The organism is Parendozoicomonas sp. 209JJ7-1 (assembly GCF_058147085.1).
Genome location: NZ_JBYVJU010000002.1, coordinates 268275 through 286663, shown reverse-complemented (window position 1 = coordinate 286663; position 18389 = coordinate 268275). Strand labels below are relative to the sequence as shown.

Annotated in this window: 15 protein-coding genes; 10 read left to right on the top strand and 5 right to left on the bottom strand. The window is 49.7% G+C overall.

Going from position 1 to position 18389, the window contains the following annotated elements:
- Positions 1 to 52: 52 nt before the first annotated feature.
- The 4 genes from ACY2RQ_RS03215 to ACY2RQ_RS03200 form a co-directional block, all read right to left on the bottom strand.
- Complete coding sequence (locus ACY2RQ_RS03215; protein WP_490111515.1) at positions 53 to 2206, bottom strand: class I adenylate-forming enzyme family protein; 2154 nt, start codon at positions 2204 to 2206, stop codon at positions 53 to 55.
- A gap of 129 nt (positions 2207 to 2335) precedes the next feature.
- Positions 2336 to 3856: a SpoVR family protein gene (locus tag ACY2RQ_RS03210; RefSeq protein ID WP_490111514.1), complete on the bottom strand. Its 1521-nt coding sequence runs from the start codon at positions 3854 to 3856 to the stop codon at positions 2336 to 2338.
- Positions 3853 to 5136, bottom strand: a complete 1284-nt coding sequence (locus ACY2RQ_RS03205) for a YeaH/YhbH family protein (RefSeq protein WP_490111513.1) — start codon at positions 5134 to 5136, stop codon at positions 3853 to 3855. The genes ACY2RQ_RS03210 and ACY2RQ_RS03205 overlap by 4 nt, the downstream gene beginning before the upstream one ends.
- A gap of 104 nt (positions 5137 to 5240) precedes the next feature.
- Positions 5241 to 7163 (bottom strand): PrkA family serine protein kinase, encoded by a 1923-nt coding sequence (locus ACY2RQ_RS03200; protein ID WP_490111512.1) that lies wholly within the window; start codon positions 7161 to 7163, stop codon positions 5241 to 5243.
- A 328-nt stretch (positions 7164 to 7491) separates the two neighbouring features.
- On the opposite strand from ACY2RQ_RS03200, the gene ACY2RQ_RS03195 reads away from it, so the two are divergent.
- Entirely contained in the window at positions 7492 to 8334 is an 843-nt protein-coding gene (locus tag ACY2RQ_RS03195) for an HAD-IIB family hydrolase (RefSeq protein WP_490111511.1), read from the top strand.
- A gap of 32 nt (positions 8335 to 8366) precedes the next feature.
- On the opposite strand, the gene ACY2RQ_RS03190 is transcribed toward ACY2RQ_RS03195, so the two are convergent.
- The gene (locus ACY2RQ_RS03190; protein ID WP_490111510.1) at positions 8367 to 9803 is read right to left on the bottom strand and encodes an ankyrin repeat domain-containing protein; all 1437 of its coding nucleotides are present in this window, start codon (positions 9801 to 9803) and stop codon (positions 8367 to 8369) included.
- Positions 9804 to 10246: 443 nt separating this feature from the next.
- On the opposite strand from ACY2RQ_RS03190, the gene ACY2RQ_RS03185 reads away from it, so the two are divergent.
- The 9 genes from ACY2RQ_RS03185 (at position 10247) to ACY2RQ_RS03145 (ending at position 18364) form a co-directional block, all read left to right on the top strand.
- Positions 10247 to 11458: a glycosyltransferase family protein gene (locus ACY2RQ_RS03185; RefSeq protein WP_490111509.1), complete on the top strand. Its 1212-nt coding sequence runs from the start codon at positions 10247 to 10249 to the stop codon at positions 11456 to 11458.
- Between the two features lie 76 nt (positions 11459 to 11534).
- On the top strand, positions 11535 to 12506 hold the full coding sequence (gene hemC, locus ACY2RQ_RS03180; protein ID WP_490111572.1) for a hydroxymethylbilane synthase: 972 nt from the start codon (positions 11535 to 11537) through the stop codon (positions 12504 to 12506).
- Positions 12503 to 13339 carry a uroporphyrinogen-III synthase gene (locus ACY2RQ_RS03175; protein WP_490111508.1) on the top strand — a complete coding sequence of 279 codons (837 nt, stop codon included), beginning with the start codon at positions 12503 to 12505 and terminating at the stop codon, positions 13337 to 13339. Before hemC ends, ACY2RQ_RS03175 begins: the two co-directional genes overlap by 4 nt.
- On the top strand, positions 13336 to 14601 hold the full coding sequence (locus ACY2RQ_RS03170; protein WP_490111507.1) for a uroporphyrinogen-III C-methyltransferase: 1266 nt from the start codon (positions 13336 to 13338) through the stop codon (positions 14599 to 14601). The genes ACY2RQ_RS03175 and ACY2RQ_RS03170 overlap by 4 nt, the downstream gene beginning before the upstream one ends.
- Positions 14598 to 15818, top strand: coding sequence for a heme biosynthesis HemY N-terminal domain-containing protein (locus ACY2RQ_RS03165; protein WP_490111506.1), 1221 nt, complete (start codon positions 14598 to 14600; stop codon positions 15816 to 15818). Before ACY2RQ_RS03170 ends, ACY2RQ_RS03165 begins: the two co-directional genes overlap by 4 nt.
- 35 nt (positions 15819 to 15853) lie before the next feature.
- Positions 15854 to 16228, top strand: coding sequence for a DUF423 domain-containing protein (locus ACY2RQ_RS03160; protein WP_490111505.1), 375 nt, complete (start codon positions 15854 to 15856; stop codon positions 16226 to 16228).
- Positions 16229 to 16316: 88 nt separating this feature from the next.
- Positions 16317 to 17009 (top strand): tRNA (guanosine(46)-N7)-methyltransferase TrmB, encoded by a 693-nt coding sequence (trmB, locus tag ACY2RQ_RS03155; protein ID WP_490111504.1) that lies wholly within the window; start codon positions 16317 to 16319, stop codon positions 17007 to 17009.
- Between the two features lie 194 nt (positions 17010 to 17203).
- Complete coding sequence (locus tag ACY2RQ_RS03150; RefSeq protein WP_490111503.1) at positions 17204 to 17761, top strand: adenylyltransferase/cytidyltransferase family protein; 558 nt, start codon at positions 17204 to 17206, stop codon at positions 17759 to 17761.
- Positions 17762 to 18364, top strand: a complete 603-nt coding sequence (locus ACY2RQ_RS03145) for an NUDIX domain-containing protein (RefSeq protein WP_490111502.1) — start codon at positions 17762 to 17764, stop codon at positions 18362 to 18364.
- Positions 18365 to 18389: the final 25 nt, after the last annotated feature.

Below are 18389 nucleotides of genomic sequence, written 5' to 3'. Positions count from 1 at the left end.
TTGCTTACATGGAGGAGGAGAAACACGAAACAGTGAAGTGAAACTAAAGCTATTATTTGACCTTTAAAGTCTGTATCTGCTGAATCAGGGCCTGAATATATTGCTCATCAGTAAATTCTGCATTCTCACCCTGAGCAATATCAATCATAAAGTCTGTTGTCTGCTCTTTCAGTTTACGTCGTTGCAGTTTCTGTAAGGGGGTTTCAGGAAACCGGATTTTCTTCCCATCAAGCAGCCATACCATGGAAGCCAGTGGAACTTCATACTGGGACAAGCTTCCCAGTGCCTTCGCTTCTGTCAGTAATCCATCAACAGTTGTTGAACGTCTGAATTCTTTCTTCAGCCTTATAAACGCAACCAAACGCTCATCACCAGCTTTCACAGCAGGATTTTTCGGTACGCTGTAAACCGCTATTCGTTTGATTTTTCCCGTTTTAACAAATGCCTCTTGAACTCTTTCTGGATTTACATTGCGACCACTGATCTTCGCAATATCTTTTGCCCGTCCATAAATCAGCATTTTGTCTTCATTGTCTATCTCGGCAATATCCCCGGTATTTATCCATTTTCGACCAAAGGCATCGGTAATAAATGTCTGTTTATTCTCCCCCCTGATACGGCTTGCTTCCTCTTCTGAGGTATGTGGGCTGATATAATATCCATCAATAACATTAGGTCCGGAAACCAGCAATATACCTCTTCTTACCTCTTTGCCATTACTATCGAGATATAGTTTCGGTTCAGCCTGATATTGTTCAAGTTCAACATTCTGTAAATCCTGCAGGACTCTGATTTTTTCTTCATCCAGAACCAGACGATCCTGCCAGGGCAGAGGAACCATCCCTCCTCCGGGAACCCCTATACCGGTAGCATGTCCAACGGTGGTTTCAGACATTCCATAACCTTCTGACAGCTCAGTTCCTGAAGCTCCTTTTATCTTACTCCGGGCGTTTTGATCTATAGCTGTGGCACCGGCAAGAACAATTCGCGGATTACCCCCCCTCAAAGTACTGCGTATATCAGGATAATTCCTCTCATTGAACAGGCTAAGAAGCATTTTGCCTGTTCCAAGCACTATATCCGGCGCCCCTTCTTTAAAGGCCGCCATCATTATTTTATTATCAGATGGCCTGGATACCAGATTGGCCCGGCCCTTAAGCAGTGGAAGTAAACCCATGGTAAACATAAAGCCCATCGCATGGGTCATAGGGGCAGGTTGAAATATCACTGGCTTATTGATGCCTTGTAGCTGAGATTCCAACAGTGCCTCAACTTGCATAATCATGCTGGCCAGGTTTCTGTTGGTTAGCTCCATACCTTTAGGTAAACCTGTTGTGCCGCTGGTAAATTGCATCATGGCAACATCGTCAAGAGCCGGTGAAACGTCCTGATACTCCTGCTTCCCACCATTCAGAATTGATTCCAGGGTAACTGCTCCATGAGGCATCCCCTGTGTTCCACCAACAGCTCTTGCTGCGCCTGATAAGAGCTGATGAGCTTTTTCAGTTACGAAACTGACGTTTTCCTCTGTATCAAACAAACTGCTGAAAACCATATGCATATCAGCCACTCCATGAAGCCCGGAATGTCTCAGTTTCTCCTGGGCTATTTTTACGGCCTTGCTATGGGTGTTCATGCCAATCAAACAGCCTGGCCTGGCAATACTCAGCTGATCTGCCAGCTTTCCACCCAGAATTTCAGGCTGTTCACCGGATGCCAGCAGGCTCACAGGTACAAGGCCAGCCCGGAAGATCCCAAGAAAAACAACCGCAGCCTGAGGTGATGTTGGCATCAGCACACCTACACGGTTATTTTCACCTATACGACCCTCTCTTTTAGCCTGTTGAAGATAGCCGGCAATCTGTTTACTCATATCGTCCATCTGTTTCCATGTAAGCCTGTGTTTTACACCGAACAGTGCAATATCATGGGGGTCTGTTTTTTTGAAAGCCTCCTCCCATATATCTTTCATTCCTTTATAAGAACGTAATGCCAGATAATCTTCCGGGTTTGGGGTTCCTTTAAGAGCCGCCTGAACATCCTGAGTAAAATACCTGAACCATGGCTTTTTCTCCCAATCGACAGGATCAGCAAAAACAGTTGAACTGCATAGTGCCGCCCACACCCAGGTTGAAACCCATACTCTTCGCAATAAACGACGTGCGGCATTTATAAAGGTAACATTTAAAAAACGTACACTGTTCATAACTTTTCCCCCGCATTGCTTTCAGGAATAGTTGCTTTCAAAAACTTGTGGGAAAGAGAAAGTAGCTCAGCTCATAAGAAAAAGCCGGGCAAAAATCCCGGCAGACACAAAAGAGAAAAGAAACAGCTGTCAGGCAGCTTTATTGGCTCCTCTCTTCTTTTGTGGTGGATAGGCTGTAATAACATTGTCACCATCAACAGACTCCAGAGTCACATCAAAACCCCAGAGGTTTTGAATATGGCCGAGAATGTCGTTGGTGCTGGCATCATCCAGTGGGCAGTGGTCATGGCAATAATGCCTCAGGATCATAGATCGGTCACCTTTAGTATCCACACTGTACACCTGAATATTCGGCTCCAGATTGCCCAGGTTATACTGCGCGGCCAGGTTCTGCCGCAGTTCACGGAAACCTTCATCATTATGAATAGCACCCACTTCCAGGTAGGGATTCTGCTCATCGGTACAGATGGTGAAAAAGTGCATATCCCGCATAATCTTCGGTGACAGGTACTGCAGGATAAAACTCTCATCCTTGAAGTTACGCATAGAGTAATCAAGCACTTCTACCCAGTTTGTATTACCGGCAAACTCGGGGAACCAGCGTTTGTCTTCATCGGTTGGCTCAAGACATATACGCTTGATATCCATAAAAATGCTGGAACCCAGAGTATATGGGTTCAGGCCACTGTAACGCGGATCATCAAAGTCTGGCTGCATCACCACATTAGTGTGGGACTGGAGAAACTCCAGCATACTGCCATCGGTGATCTTGCCCCTGTTATGGAGTTCCCTCATCAAGGTGTAATGCCAGAATGTCGCCCAACCTTCATTCATGACCTTGGTCTGCTTCTGGGGATAGAAGTACTGGGCCATTTTGCGGACAATGCGAAGCAATTCCCGCTGCCAGGTGGCCAGAAGAGGGGCATGCTTCTCTATAAAGTAAAGAATGTTCTCTTCCGGTTCCCTGGGGAACCGTTCTTCCAACACTTCTTCCCTACGGAATTTCTGTGGAATCGTTGTCCAGATATCATTCAGCGTGCGCTGGATGTACTCCTGACGCTCTTTCTGCCGGTGTTTCTCTTCATCTGCGGAAATAGGTACGGGCCGCTTGTAACGGTTTACTCCCTGGCTTTGCAGGGAGTGGGCCGCGTCCAGCACCTCCTCAACAGCATCGATGCCGTATTTTTCCTCGCACTCGACAATGTAGTTCTTGGCAAACAGCAGATAATCAATAATAGAATCTGCATCCGTCCAGGTTTTGAACAGGTAATTCCCTTTAAAGAACGAGTTATGGCCATAGCAGGCATGGGCGACAACCAGTGTCTGCATGGTCATGGAGTTCTCTTCCATCAGGTAAGAGATACAGGGATTGGAGTTAATCACTATCTCGTAGGCCAACCCCATCTGCCCGCGCTGGTATCTGCTCTGGTTGGACAGAAAATGTTTGCCGAATGACCAGTGATTGTACATCAGCGGCATGCCGACAGATGCGTAAGCATCCAGCATCTGCTCCGATGTAATTACTTCAATCTGGTTCGGGTAGGTATCCAGGCCATACTCTGCGGCTATGGCAGATATTTCCCGGTCTACCTTTTCAACCAGTTCAAAGCTCCACTCGGATCCGGTAAACATCGGTTCAGACTTTGTCATGCCATCGCCTCTTTCTTCACAAACAGCTCCCTGAACACCGGGAAGATATCCGCCGGAGAACGTATATGAGCCATCGAAAAGTATTTCGGATGTGCGCTCTCCAGCCTCTTGTACTCATGCCAGAGGTTCTGATGGTGCCGGTCAGTAATCTCCACATAAGCGAAGTAAGCCAGCTGGGATATCAGATTCTCGGAGATAAGTTTTGAGCACTTGGGCGAATCCGCTTCCCAGTTATCGCCGTCAGATGCCTGGGCTACATAGATGTTGTAGTCCTTGGCATCATACCGCTCTTCAATAATGTTCCTGGTCAGCTGCAGAGCCGATGACACAACGGTACCGCCGGTTTCCCGGGCATAGAAAAAATCATGCTCATCACACTCTTTGGCTTCAGCGTGGTGGCGAATAAAGACCACTTCCACCTTTTCGTAATTGCGCTGCAGGAACATATAAAGGAGGAAGAAAAAGCGCTTGGCCATATCCTTAATGTCCCGGGTCATGGAACCGGAAACATCCATCACGCAGAACATAACCGCGCTGCTGGATGGCATGGGTACTTTGATCAGGTTGTTGAACTTCAGGTCAAAGTCATCAATAAACGGCAGACGTTTGATTTTCTCGTTCAACTCTTTAATGAGCAGCCGCAGTTCTTCAACCCGCTTGCGATCTGTCTCTTCCGGGCTGACTTCCATTTCCCTCAGTTCACGCTTAAGGACTCGGATTTCCTTACGGTCTTTGCCTCCGAGAGCTATGCGACGGGCATGGGCTCCCCGCAGGGAACGGATAATATTCAACCTGTCCGGCGCACCAGCACTGGTGAAACCACCACGGCGGAAAGAGAACTCACTAGTCTCTTTCAGCTCCTTGCGCACCATATTTGGCAGCTCAAGGTCGTCAAAAAGATATTCCAGAAACTCATCCCGGTTTATCTGGAAGACAAAATCATCAACACCTTCACCACTGTCAGAAGCGTCGCTACCGCCTGATCCCTGGCCGCCCCCTTTGGTGGGTTTTGGAAAACGGTCTCCGGTAACAAACTCTTTGTTACCTGGGTGAGTCTGGTTGCGTCTGCCGCCTTCGCCATGGTGAAAAAACGGTTCAGACAGATTCTTTTTTGAAATTTTTATCTGCTCACCGCTGTCCGTATCGGTAATGCTTCGGCTGTTGACCGCATCGTTCACAGCTTTACGGATATGATTACGGTAGCGACGCATAAAACGCTCGCGATTGACCGTGCTCTTCCCTTTACTGTTACGACGACGGTCTATGATTACGCTGCTCATACACGCCTCCAGCTTTGTGTTTCTTTAAGTGATGCTCCCAGGCCCTCCAGGAGGCCAATCCAAGAGAAAAGGGGCCGGGAGCATCGGTCACACATCACTGGCTCTTATTGAGACTTGCGAACCCGGATGTACCATTCACACAGGAGTCTCACCTGCTTCTCTGTGTAGCCATGATTCATCATCCGCTCCACAAAGTCGTGGTGCTTCTTCTGCTCGTCCTGGCTGGACTTGGTGTTGAAGCTGATGACCGGCAACAGGTCTTCAGTGTTAGAGAACATCTTCTTTTCAATCACCGCCCTCATCTTTTCGTAACTCAGCCAGCTGGGATTCCTGCCTTCGTTGCTGGCACGGGTCCGCAGCACAAAATTCACCACTTCGTTACGGAAGTCTTTCGGGTTGGCGATACCCGCCGGTTTCTCTATCTTCTCCAGTTCATTATTGAGGGTCGCACGGTCAAGGATATGGCCAGTATCGGGATCGCGGAATTCCTGATCCTGAATCCAGAAATCGGCATAGGTGATGTACCGGTCAAAGATATTCTGGCCGTATTCGGAGTATGACTCCAGGTATGCCGTCTGAATCTCCTTGCCCAGGAACTCTACATACTTGGGGGCCAGGTATTCCTTGATGTAACGCATGTAGCGATCATGGGTTTCCTGCGGGAACTGCTGCTGCTCAATCTCACGCTCCAGTACGTACAGCAGGTGTACAGGATTGGCCGCCACTTCTGACGGGTCAAAATTGAACACTTTGGACAGTGTCTTGAAGGAGAAACGGGTGGAGAGACCTTCCATGCCTTCATTAACACCGGCAGCGTCTTTGTACTCCTGCAGGGACTTGGCATGTGGATCGGTATCTTTCAGGTTTTCACCGTCGTATACACGCATCTTGGAGTAAGAATTGGAGTTTTCCGGTTCTTTGATACGGGAAAGAGTGCTGAACTGCGCCAGCATCTTCAGGGTGTCAGGTGCGCAGGGTGCCTGCTTCAGTGAACTGTGCTCAAGCAGCTTTTCGTAGATTTTCACCTCTTCGCTGACACGTGTGCAGTAAGGCACCTTGACGATGTTCACACGATCGATAAAGGCTTCGTTGGTCTTGTTGTTACGGAAAACCTGCCACTCCGATTCGTTGGAATGGGCCAGCAATACCCCCTCAAAGGGAATTGCGCCCAAACCTTCGGTACTGTTGTAGTTACCTTCCTGGGTAGCAGTTAATAACGGGTGGAGTACCTTGATGGGTGCCTTGAACATTTCGACAAATTCCATAAGGCCCTGATTGGCACGACACAGGGCTCCGGAGAAACTGTAGGCGTCCGGATCATCCTGAGAAAACTCTTCCAGTTGTCTGATATCAACCTTACCAACGAGGCTGGAAATATCCTGATTGTTTTCATCCCCTGGCTCCGTTTTGGATACGGCTACCTGATTGAGAATACTCGGATAAAGTTTCACAACCCTGAACCTGGAAATATCACCATCATACTCATTCAGCCGCTTCACTGCCCACGGGGACATGATGTGGCGCAGGTAACGGCGGGGAATTCCATAGTCTTCGGAAAGAATCGCACCGTCTTCACTGTCATCGAAAAGACCAAGGGGCGATTCAAATATCGGGGAACCTTTAATGGCATAGAAAGGCACTTTCTGAATCAGAGCCTTCAGACGCTCTGCCAGGGAAGACTTTCCCCCCCCCACAGGTCCCAAAAGATAGAGAATCTGCTTCTTCTCTTCCAGCCCCTGGGCAGCATGGCGGAAGTAAGAAACAATCTGCTCAATCGCTTCTTCCATTCCGTAAAATTCATCAAAATTGGGATAACGCTTGATAATTTTGTTGGAGAAAATACGACTCAGGCGAGGGTCACGTGATGTGTCCACCATATCCGGCTCGCCGATGGCCATTAGCATCCGCTCCGCCCCATTGGCATAGGCACCCGGGTCTTCCTTACACAGATCCAGGTATTCCTGCAGGCTCATCTCTTCCTGCTGCGTGGAGTCGTAACGGCTCTGGTAATGCTGAAATAAGGACATACTACTACCCGTTTTATCGTGTCTCTTATCGCAGGCTCTGTCCGGTATCCCTGTAACTTGAACTCTCTCCCTGATGACTGACCTTACATCCGGCAGGCTCACTCTTGTACGCTGACATTATCTTCATGGAACTTAAGGCCTGACATAGCAAGGCCACTTTATTTTCTAGCTTTACGACGCTCTATTTTGGCAGCACACAAACAAACTACCAACAAGACCTAACAGGTGAAAGACTATTCCGGTCGGGTATTTTGTGCGATATTGGTAAAATTATCCTTACAGGGTGAGAATGGAAACAAGTCAATGACTGTGAAGAAACAGAGAGTTCATGAACAGCTCTAACACTCACATATCTCACACTCAATTGCTTGTGTTCACCGATCTCGACGGCAGTCTTCTTGAACACGATACTTATAGTACAGAACCTGCAAAAGACGCGCTTAATCTCCTCAAAAAGCACAACATTCCCCTGATCTTCAATACCAGCAAAACCCGCTCTGAAACACTGCACCTCCGTCTGCAACTGAACAACACTGATCCTTTCGCTACAGAAAACGGCAGTTGCCTTTCAATTCCCGACAATTACTTCCAGGGCACCCTACAGAACACGGTTCATACAACAGTATTTGGCAGCCTGTATTCACAGATACGCCAGACACTTTCCAGTATCCGTACAGAATATGGCCTTAAGCTCACGGGTTTTGGGGATATGACTGTGGAAGATATTTCTGACTGCACAGGTCTCACAACTGAAGAAGCCGCAAGAGCAGCTGACAGGGATTGCAGCGAGCCTTTGATATGGAATGATTCAGATGAAAACCTTGAGTTATTCATACGCCTGCTGAACGCCCGCAAACTGCAGATCACCAAAGGCGGAAGGTTTTACCATGTCTCCAGCGCGGGAGATAAGGGGCTGGCTGTTCGCTGGCTGACAGAACATTTTCAGGCGGAAAATCCAAATACCCGCTTTATTACTATTGGCCTGGGTGACGGCACCAATGATATTCCCATGCTTGAAGCGGTGGATTACCCGGTGCTGATCAGCTCAACCCACGGGAACGCACCACAAGCGGGTTATATCCCTAACCTGATAATCACCAGTAAACCCGGTCCTTCTGGCTGGAATGACGAGGTCATCACACTGGTCAATACCTTTACGGGGAGCATCTGACGCAAGAGCTTCCTCCCCGTATCGCTGAGTCATCAGACCACTGCATTTTTATCAGTTGTAATGGATTTTTCTTTTGTGCCGACCTGCTGAGTCGAAGCAGGAGCAGAAGAGACAACATATTTCTCAGCGGAGTTTGCGCTCCTCGATTTTTTCTTTGCCTTCTCAATATTCTCGGCAATATCGGGGTGTCCGTACTTCCTTGCTATGGACGCAGGTGATGGCGGGTTATAAAAGCCAGGTATTCTGGCCCCAAATATCCGGACGGCCTTCCTGTAGGTGGGATCTGCGCCATGCTCAAGGAGAATGTTGACTATGTCACCTCTCCCACTCCCTGCACTCAGACCCAACAGCGTCACATCCCCTCTGCCATGCTCATAAGGTGCATCGATGGTGTTTCGAATGGCTGATACTTGTAAAAGCCGTCTTAAGACCTCGAGATCTCCTTCTCTCACAGCAGTCTGCAGCGGTGTATATGCCCACACCCATTCACCGGGCACCTCTGATTTAAGCCTTTCGATGTTTCCATTACACTTAACGTCAGAACTTGCCCGGCTCCAATCACGGGAAAAAAAACTGTCCGGATCTATCTGACGATGGCCGCTAAAAGCTTCTGTCTTTAACAACAAATCGACAATCTCCTCATTTTTCTTTTTAATGGCGAGAGTGAGAAGATGGCACTCGGCATCATGAAGTGTGACTTCCCGACGCACTTCTCTGCCGTCAGAGTATTGCCCCCAAAACCGTTCGCTCGTTTGAAAGGGTACATAAGCGGAAGCATCTGCGCCCTTTTGTAAAAGCAGGGCAAACATTTCCGGAGAATTTTTACGTAAAGCCAGCTCCAGCATGCTCTGCTTCTTATCGAGAGTTCTAAAGTTGGGATCTGCTCCTTCCTTGATCAACAGTGCAGCCATTTCTGTATTACCAGATGAGACTGCGAGTTCCAGTATACTCTGCCCCTTACTATTACTCCCATTAGCAAAAGCACCCTGTGAGAGCAGTATACTGGCGATCTGCAGGTCGCCTTTTGTAACCGCTTCACCCAAAGCATCGGGGTCGGTTGCTGAGGCTCCCATCTCCAGCAGTTTGATGACATTTTCCCGGCAGCCTTGTTCAACAGCCAGCAAAAGCCCCTTTTGTAACAATGCCCGAGGACAATCTGGTTTCATACTTGGTAGCAGCTTACTGACGTCATCCTGGGTACACAGGTTAAGGAACTCTCCATCACAGACACAGACACCCTGCTGAGTGAGAAAATTGCATACATTCCAATGCCTGTTTTGGGCTGCGATATAGAGTCCGGTTACATCCTCATGTGTTTGTCCGCTTGTAAAACGGGTACCGGGCGGGACGGTAAACACCTTAACGCTGCGTCCCAACGCTTCCATGTTGCCTTCACGGCACGCCTGCAAAAAAGGATGCTCTTTATATTGGGTGGTGAATCCCGGGGGAGTAGCTTGTGTTGCCAGCATGGGGACATCTCCTGGTTATAACGTTAAGGTGTTGTCGTCGGTGATTCAGACACCTGTCCCGGTTCGGAGTTCGCCATAATGTCTTACAGGGTGGTTAGGGGAATTTTGCATCTTTAATATCCCCGATAATGTAGCGTCCCTTACTTTCTCATTTATCAAAACGCCCCATAACGGAGCACAACAAGCCTGGTTTCCTTACAGAACATCTAAAAAAGCTGTTTTCAACCCGCATTGGGACGATTCTTTTCTGCTGAATATTTGTATAAAAAAATAACGGCACAGTTATTGCCCCGTCTTTGTATGTGAAGGATTTACTCCAAGCTTGTAACACTAACTATGATGTTCATAAATCTGCCATAACCAGGCACAACAATAACTCTACAGAGTCATTGTATGAACGTTACTGTGAGACAGTGGCAAAACACACTCAGGGGCAAACATCCATGGGCGATTTTTACCAGAACGGTGTCATCACTAACCTGCATAACCTGCGCACCCGATCATTACAGGAACTGGAACAGGATCTGCTCACCTTCTCCCGCCTTCGTCCCATGTCCCTGGTTTTGCCTTCGCTTTATTCCGAACTCCAGGGGCCGGCACTGGATAATATTGTTTCCGAGCTGTGTGAAGTCCCGTACCTGACCGAAATCGTTATTGGCCTGGACCGGGCTGACAAAAGTGAATTTGAGCATGCCCGGGAGTTCTTTGGCCGGCTACCGCAGAACCATAGAATTCTCTGGAACGATGGCCCGAATCTGCGGGAACTGGACAAACAATTGCAGCAGGAAGGTCTTGCTCCAGCTGAGCCGGGCAAAGGACGGAATGTCTGGTACTGCTACGGTTATATCCTGGCCTCTGCCCGGGCCGAGGCTGTTGCCCTGCACGACTGCGATATCACCACCTACAACCGGGAAATGCTGGCCCGGCTGTTCTATCCGGTAGCCAACCCGAGCTTTAACTACACCTTCTGCAAAGGTTATTACTCCCGTATTTCAGGGCAGAAATTTAATGGCCGGGTCAGCCGACTGCTGGTTACGCCACTGATTCGCGCCCTGAAACAGATATTCGGTCACCACGATTATCTCGAATATCTGGATGGCTTCCGCTACCCACTGGCGGGCGAATTCTCCATGCGTGCTCATGTCTTTAACGATATTCGTATTCCCAGTGACTGGGGACTGGAGATCGGCGTATTAACAGAAGTTATGCGCAACTACTCCACCCGCAGACTCTGCCAGGTGGATATAGCAGATAATTACGACCACAAACACCAACCACTTTCAGAAGACAATCCGGCAGCCGGATTATCCAAGATGAGTAACGATATTATCAAGGCTGTGTTTCGCAAACTGGCGACAACCGGCGTTCAGTTTAACCAGGAAACATTCCGTACTATCAAGGCCACTTACTATCGTCTGGCTCTCGATTTTATCGAAACCTATTACAACGACGGTGTGATGAACGGTCTGCGGGTAGATCGCCACAGCGAAGAGCAGGCCGTTGAACTGTTTGCCAGGAATATCATTGAGGCCGGCTCCCAGTTCCTTGAACGCCCAATGGAAAAGCCATTTATCCCCAGCTGGAACCGGGTTGTTTCCGCCATTCCCGACTTCCTGGAACGCTTCTACGATGCTGTAGAGCTGGATAATAGCTGAGAACAAGTATTTTTCTGCTTCAACCAGAAAAACAGTATGATAGGGACTGGTGATTATCAACGTAGTGTCCATCAGCATGACCGAACAGTCCCGGAAATCCTTGCGAATAGCCACTCGAAAAAGCGCCCTGGCGCTGTGGCAGGCAGAACATGTAAAACAGCTCCTGAAGCAGTTTCATCCTGAACTGACCGTTGAACTGGTGACCATGATCAGCCGTGGGGACAAGCTTCTGGATGCTCCTCTGGCAAAAATCGGAGGAAAAGGGCTGTTTGTAAAAGAGCTTGAACATGCTCTGCTGGAAGACCGGGCCGATATTGCCGTGCACTCCATGAAAGATGTCCCCATGTCCTTTCCCGAAGGGCTGGGGCTGCCCGTTATCTGTGAGCGGGAAGACCCTCGGGACGCTTTTGTTTCCAACACTTATGACTCTCTGGATGATCTGCCAGAGGGAGCTGTTGTTGGCACATCAAGCCTGCGTCGTCAGTGCCAGATTCTGGCCCACCGCCCGGACCTGACCATTAATTTTCTCCGTGGCAATGTAAATACCCGCCTGGCCAGGCTTGATGCCGGTGAATATGACGCCATTATCCTTGCCGCAGCGGGCCTGATTCGCCTGGAGTTCAAAGACCGTATTCGCCATTACCTTGAGCCTGAAGTCAGCCTTCCCGCCGGAGGACAGGGTGCCGTAGGTATTGAGTGTCGTGTGGATGACCAGGAAATTATTGACCTGATTCTGCCCCTGCATCACGAAGATACTGCCAAATGCGTACTGGCAGAGCGGGCCATGAACCGCATATTGAACGGCGGTTGCCAGGTACCTATTGCCAGCTTTGCGGAACTGAAAGGTGAACAACTCTATTTCCGTGGTTTAGTCGGTCAGCCCGATGCAAGCACCATCGTACGAACAGAGTGCACAGTGCCCGCCAGTGAGTATGAGCAGGCGGGTATCAGCTCAGCAGAACATCTTCTGGCCCAGGGAGCAGGAGAAATCCTCGCGTCTCTGCCACACTCCACCGCCGCAACGCCGGAAGCCCCCTCTCAAGAATGACTGCGGATACACTGAAAGGATTACGGGTTTTGATAACCCGCCCTCAGCCCCAGGCTGACAGTCTCTCAGAAGACCTGCGCCGCTACGGCGCAGACACAACCATTACTCCGATGGTTGAGATTCATCCGCTTTCTTTTTCTGAGCTGGCTTTTTCAGAGCCAGGCCTTTCGAATTCATCTTCCCCAGACCGGGGAAATTTGCACGATAGTTTTCCATTATCCAATATTCCTCAATTCAACAAAGTCATTGCCATCAGCATTCCCGCAGTGGACATCGCGTTCAGCCATAATCCTGTAAACCCGGAACTTGCTGCATGGTTTACTCCGGGAACAGGGACAGCCAAAGCCCTGGCCCGCCATGGCATACAGGCGGAAATGCCGGCTTCAGGCTTTACCAGCGAAGACCTGCTGGCCCTGCCGACATTGCAAAATGTGCAGGGAGAGAGGATTCTGTTGTTAAAAGGGCATGGAGGCCGTGATGTTCTCGCAAGCGTTCTTGGAAAACGGGGCGCGACCATTACAGAGCTTCCGCTGTACCGCCGTATTTGCCCGGAATATCCGACCGGACAGGTTGAGCGGACAATGGCACAGGCTGATATCAACGCTATCGTCGCCACCAGCGGTCAGATTATTACCAATTTGTTGTCCTGCTGCGGATGTCCAGACACCGTAACAGAGATACCCTTGCTGGTACCCAGTGAGCGCCTGGCCGAACAGGCCCGGGAACAGGATTTTTCCCGGGTAATAACCTGTCAGGGAGCCGGCAACGACGATATTGCCAAAGCGCTTGTCAGCCTTGTAACAAACAAACAGAGAATGAGTAGATCAGGGTGAACGAAAACACACCGGAAAAGACCACTCCTTCCACCAGCGTTACTGAACCTGCAGAAAAGGATTCAGGCAGTAAAACTGAAGCTGGTAAAAAAGCACAATCCAAAGCCACGGTTCCGGTGAAAAATCCGGTCAGTAAACTGGCTGTATTGTCGCTGCTTCTTTCTGTGGGTGCTCTGACGAGTCTGGGTGGCGTTGGCTGGTACGGATACAAAACCGTCTGGCCCATTATTTCCCAGGGAACCCTGGCGGATCGAAGCTGGGTTACTCAACAAATAGATACCACTGAGAAAAAGCTGGAAATCTCGGCAAGTCAGTCTGCTGCTTTATCCAGAAGTGAAATGACCAGTGTCACGGAACAATCTCAGCGTTTGGTTTCCCGTATCGACAATGTGAATCGCCGCCTGAACCAACTCCAGGGCGCAGACCGCAACGACTGGAAGCTGGCGGAAGCGGAATACCTGATGAGACTGGCCAACCAGCGTCTGCTCACCATGCACGATGTAAAAAGTGCCCGTACGCTTCTGCGTCAGGCTGATGAACTGTTGATTGCCGTAGATGAATATGGTTTGTTCAATGTACGTCAGGCCCTGGCCGAAGACATTGCCGCGCTGCGGGCGACGCCGTCTCCGGATATTGATGGCGCATGGATGGAGCTGAATGCTCTGTCTAACCGCATTAATAAGTTATCCATCCTTGATAAAACGCCCCAGTTCCAGACTCAGGCACAAACACAGCCAGAAGCAGAGACTCCCCCCGTTAAGGCAGAACCTGAAACCAACACAGGTAACAATATCTTTTCCGACATCACACTGGATGAAATCAAATATCAGACTCTTGCTGGCGCAGAAACGATATGGGAAGCGTTTTCTGGACAGTTCCGTATTCGTAAGAACACTGCCCAACAGATTCCCGCACTGCTGCCACCAGAGCAGGAAATGTATCTGCGCCAGAACCTGCAGCTGATGCTGGAACAGGCACAGACAGCCCTGTTGCAGGGCCGTACGGATATTTATCGTGCCAGTATCAAGAAAGCCCAGAGCTGGATGAAGCAGTGGTTTATTAACAACACGCCGGAAATGATCGCGGCCCAGAAAACCCTGACTCACCTCTCTACCATACCGGTTGAACAGCCAATACCCGACATAAGCCGTTCACTTATCGCCCTGAAAGCCTATATCGACGAGAAAGCTGGCCAGCGCCTACCCGTACAGCCTGTTAAAAAGCAGCCTGTCGAGAAAACCAGGGCCGGAGGGCAGTCATGAGAAAACTTCTTCTCAAATCTGTCCTGATCCTGCTGTTGATTGTTGGCAGCTATTTACTGACCCAGTATATGTTGACAGACAGTGGTTATGTACTGATCGCCTATAACGGCTACACCCTGGAAAGCAGTCTGTGGGCCATGCTGCTGTCCATGGTTATCACGGTGGTTGTTTTCAAAGCCTGTATTTATCTGTTGAAACTGCTGACCGGCAAGGCTGAATTTATTCTGCCCATGACATCCCGTGCACGTCGTAAACGTTCAGAGCGTTTATCTAATAAAGGGCTTATCCAGTTCGCCAACGGCCACTGGAAAAACGCTCAGCGCCTGCTCGGACAGTCTGCCAAAGCAGGCACCCTGCCTCTGTTGAATTATCTGGTGGCTGCCCGTGCCGCCAGCGCCAACAACGATATGGAGTCCAGCAAGGATTTTCTGCGCAAAGCGGATGAGGAAGCCCCCGCAGCCTATATGGCTATAGGCATTACCCAGGCAGAGATACAACTTTCCCACAACCAGCTTGAACAAGCGCTGGCCACCCTGAAATCCCTGCGGAAGAAGTCTCCCCGGCACCCCTATGTTCATAAGCTGCTTAAGCAGACCTATGAAAAACTGGCCGACTGGAACGCTCTCGCCCAACTGTTACCATCCCTGCGCAAGCTTAAGGTACTGGATACGGAAGCACTGGAGGAACTTGAGCAGAATATTTTCCATGAGCTGTTTGAGCAGGCCTGGAACAAAGGACGCAATCTGTACAAAAACCGTACAGAGCCAGCCGATGAAGTCTGGCAATCCTTCAGCAAGGCCCAGCGCAAGAACGAAGACCTGGTATGGAGTTATGCCCGCTGCCTCCATCGACTGGGAGCGGAGGAAGAGACAGAAGCCTTTATACGCAGGCAGTTTTCCTCCATCTACAGCGCCCGGCTTATTGGTATTTATGGTCGTCTGAAATGTACAGACAGCAGCCGCCAGCTTCTGACAGCGGAAAAGCTGCTGGCAGAACGCCCCAACGATGCCGATTTATTAATGGCACTTGGTCGTATTTGTACCCGTAACCAGCTTTGGGGCAAATCCCGGGAATATCTGGAAACCAGCCTGAAGCTGCGTCACAGCATAGATATCTACAACGAACTTGGCCTGTTACTGGCTCAGCGTGGTGAACACGAACTGAGTTCCGGCTACTTCCAGAAAGGCCTGGCCATGGCAGCAGAACAGGAAGCCTGACGGTCTCCTCTTTCAAGATTCAGGATAAGAATAATATGTCCCGGTTTTACCTGTCTTCAGCAGCAGTTTCTGGCTTTTTAGTGGTGGCACTGGGCGCTTTTGGTGCCCATGTCCTTGAGCCAACTTTCAGTGCCTATCAGCAAAGCATCTGGCAGAAGGCTGTGCTGTACCAGATGTTCCATACTGTAGCTCTTGCCATTGTTGCGGTACTTGCGATTCAACATCCTGGCCAGCTGTTGAACTGGTCCGCCAGGTTAATGTTGGCTGGTATTGTATTGTTCTCCGGCAGTCTCTATGTACTGGCACTCACAGGTGTTTCCAAGCTGGGTATGGTGACTCCTTTTGGTGGAGTCACTTTTTTACTTGGCTGGCTTACACTTTTCCTCCACGGGATGAAACTTAAGCCCTGACACCCGCCATACGGGGAATTCTGGCACCGGCTGAATATCCCCGTATAATGCCTCACCCTGTGCTTTATTTTGCAAAATCAACACCTCCATGACCGAAACTGAAAACCAGCATCACCGCAAGATCAAGAGCTTCGTACTGCGAGCAGGCCGAATGACCTCAGGACAGCAGCGGGGATGGGATACGATTTTCCCCAAACAGGGCCTGAAGCTTGAAGACGGCAAGCTGGATATCGTCACAACATTCGGGCGTAAAGCGCCTCTTGTTGTTGAAATAGGTTTTGGTATGGGGTTGTCTCTGGTGGAGATGGCCGGTAAAGAGCCTGACAAGAATTTTATCGGCATTGAGGTTCACCGTCCCGGTGTCGGCAGTCTGATGAATGAAGCCGATAAAGCCAGACTCAGCAACCTGCGTGCCTACTGTGATGATGCTGTGGAAGTTCTGCGCCAGTGCATTCCCGATAACTCTATCGATCGCATGCAGATCTACTTCCCTGATCCGTGGCACAAGAAGCGTCACAATAAGCGTCGTCTGATTCAAACGGAGTTTGTTGAGTCCATTCGTCCGAAGATGAAAGCTGGTGGCATTCTGCACCTGGCAACGGACTGGGAAAACTATGCGGAACAGATGATGGAAGTCATGTCTGCCGCCGATGGCTGGACAAACCAGGCCGGAGACAATAACTACTCCTCCCGTCCGGATTATCGCCCAATCACTAAATTTGAAAAGCGGGGTGAACGCTTGGGCTATGGGGTTTGGGACTTACTATTTGCCAGGCTTTAATTCCTTCCCTGGATCTCCAAACACCCGATAGTAAGTACCTGGACAGTCGTTTTCACATGCCCTGAGCGGAGCCTTTTCCCATCCTTCTGCGTTTTCGGGGCACGGGGTTTCCGGACTTCAAAAAGAATTTATGCCAGTCGCACGCTGTTTGGATAGAATGACTGGTTCGTATTCCAGACAGCGGCCTATTATCCATGCAGCGCACAGGCGTATTCGGCTCAGCCTTTGATCCTCCCACTTACGGACATCTGGATGTTCTGAGCCAGGCCGCATCGCAGTTTGACACAATTTTACTGGTGCCCAGTGTCGCCCATGCCTTTCAGAAGCGCTCCCAGCCCGTAGATATTCGAGAACAGCTGTTGAAACATTTCTGCGCCGATGCTTCTGGCCTGTCCTGTAAAGTAGAAGTCTGCCTGTTGGAAAAAGACCTGTTGGCTCAACAGCCTAACCAGCCTGTATATACCTGGACTCTGCTGGATGCCCTGAGCAAACAACGCCCGGATGAAGAAATAGGCTTTATTCGCGGGCCGGATAATGCCGAGCCGGGCACCTGGCAGCGTTTTTACCGTTATCAGGACATAGAACATCGTTGGCCACTTTTTACCGCCAAAGAGAACAATCCGGCCCGTAGCTCACGTATCAGGGAACTTCTGGCTGAACAACCGGGCGACTTTGAAGCGCTGCTCTCCCGTCTTGTTCCACCTTCTGTACTGTCTTTTATTCAGCAGCATAATTTATACCGGAATACGTAAATGGATAAGCACAGAACCAGCAACGAATACACCTTTGAGATTGAACGAAAAGAGTCTCTGTATTCCGGATTTTTCCAGGCTGCCCGGTATTTTTTCCGTCACAGTCTGTTTGGTGGCAAGCAAAGCGCCACCATCGACCGGGAAATGTTTCTGCGTACGCCAGCTGTCGCCGTTATTCTTTATGATGACAAAAACGATAATGTTGTCCTGATTGAACAGTTCCGCCCCGGTCCAATGATTGCCGGGGAGCATCCGTGGATGCTGGAGGTTGTTGCTGGTATTCAGGAGCCCGGTGAACAGCCGGAGGAGGTTGCCAGGCGGGAAGCGGAAGAGGAGTCCGGCTGTATCATCAGGGAGCTGATCCCTATCAGCAGTTATTACCCGTCTCCTGGTGCCTGCAGTGAGATTATTCATCTCTATTGCGGCCTGACAGACAGTACTGATGCCGGTGGAATCCACGGGTTGGAATCAGAGAATGAAGATATTCTTGTCCATGTGTTAAAAAGCGCTGATGCTCTTGCCATGCTGGATCAGGGCAGGATAAATAACGCCACAACAATTATTGCCCTGCAATGGCTGCGCTCCTACAGGGAACAAGTCTGAGAATGCAGGAAAACAGGATTTTTCC

Coding starts and splice junctions, on each gene's coding strand:
- ACY2RQ_RS03215 (WP_490111515.1), bottom strand. CDS start 2,206: ATGAACAGTGTACGTTTTTTAAATGTTACCTTTATAAATGCCGCACGT.
- ACY2RQ_RS03210 (WP_490111514.1), bottom strand. CDS start 3,856: ATGACAAAGTCTGAACCGATGTTTACCGGATCCGAGTGGAGCTTTGAA.
- ACY2RQ_RS03205 (WP_490111513.1), bottom strand. CDS start 5,136: ATGAGCAGCGTAATCATAGACCGTCGTCGTAACAGTAAAGGGAAGAGC.
- ACY2RQ_RS03200 (WP_490111512.1), bottom strand. CDS start 7,163: ATGTCCTTATTTCAGCATTACCAGAGCCGTTACGACTCCACGCAGCAG.
- ACY2RQ_RS03195 (WP_490111511.1), top strand. CDS start 7,492: ATGAACAGCTCTAACACTCACATATCTCACACTCAATTGCTTGTGTTC.
- ACY2RQ_RS03190 (WP_490111510.1), bottom strand. CDS start 9,803: ATGCTGGCAACACAAGCTACTCCCCCGGGATTCACCACCCAATATAAA.
- ACY2RQ_RS03185 (WP_490111509.1), top strand. CDS start 10,247: ATGGGCGATTTTTACCAGAACGGTGTCATCACTAACCTGCATAACCTG.
- hemC (WP_490111572.1), top strand. CDS start 11,535: ATGACCGAACAGTCCCGGAAATCCTTGCGAATAGCCACTCGAAAAAGC.
- ACY2RQ_RS03175 (WP_490111508.1), top strand. CDS start 12,503: ATGACTGCGGATACACTGAAAGGATTACGGGTTTTGATAACCCGCCCT.
- ACY2RQ_RS03165 (WP_490111506.1), top strand. CDS start 14,598: ATGAGAAAACTTCTTCTCAAATCTGTCCTGATCCTGCTGTTGATTGTT.
- ACY2RQ_RS03160 (WP_490111505.1), top strand. CDS start 15,854: ATGTCCCGGTTTTACCTGTCTTCAGCAGCAGTTTCTGGCTTTTTAGTG.
- trmB (WP_490111504.1), top strand. CDS start 16,317: ATGACCGAAACTGAAAACCAGCATCACCGCAAGATCAAGAGCTTCGTA.
- ACY2RQ_RS03150 (WP_490111503.1), top strand. CDS start 17,204: ATGCAGCGCACAGGCGTATTCGGCTCAGCCTTTGATCCTCCCACTTAC.
- ACY2RQ_RS03145 (WP_490111502.1), top strand. CDS start 17,762: ATGGATAAGCACAGAACCAGCAACGAATACACCTTTGAGATTGAACGA.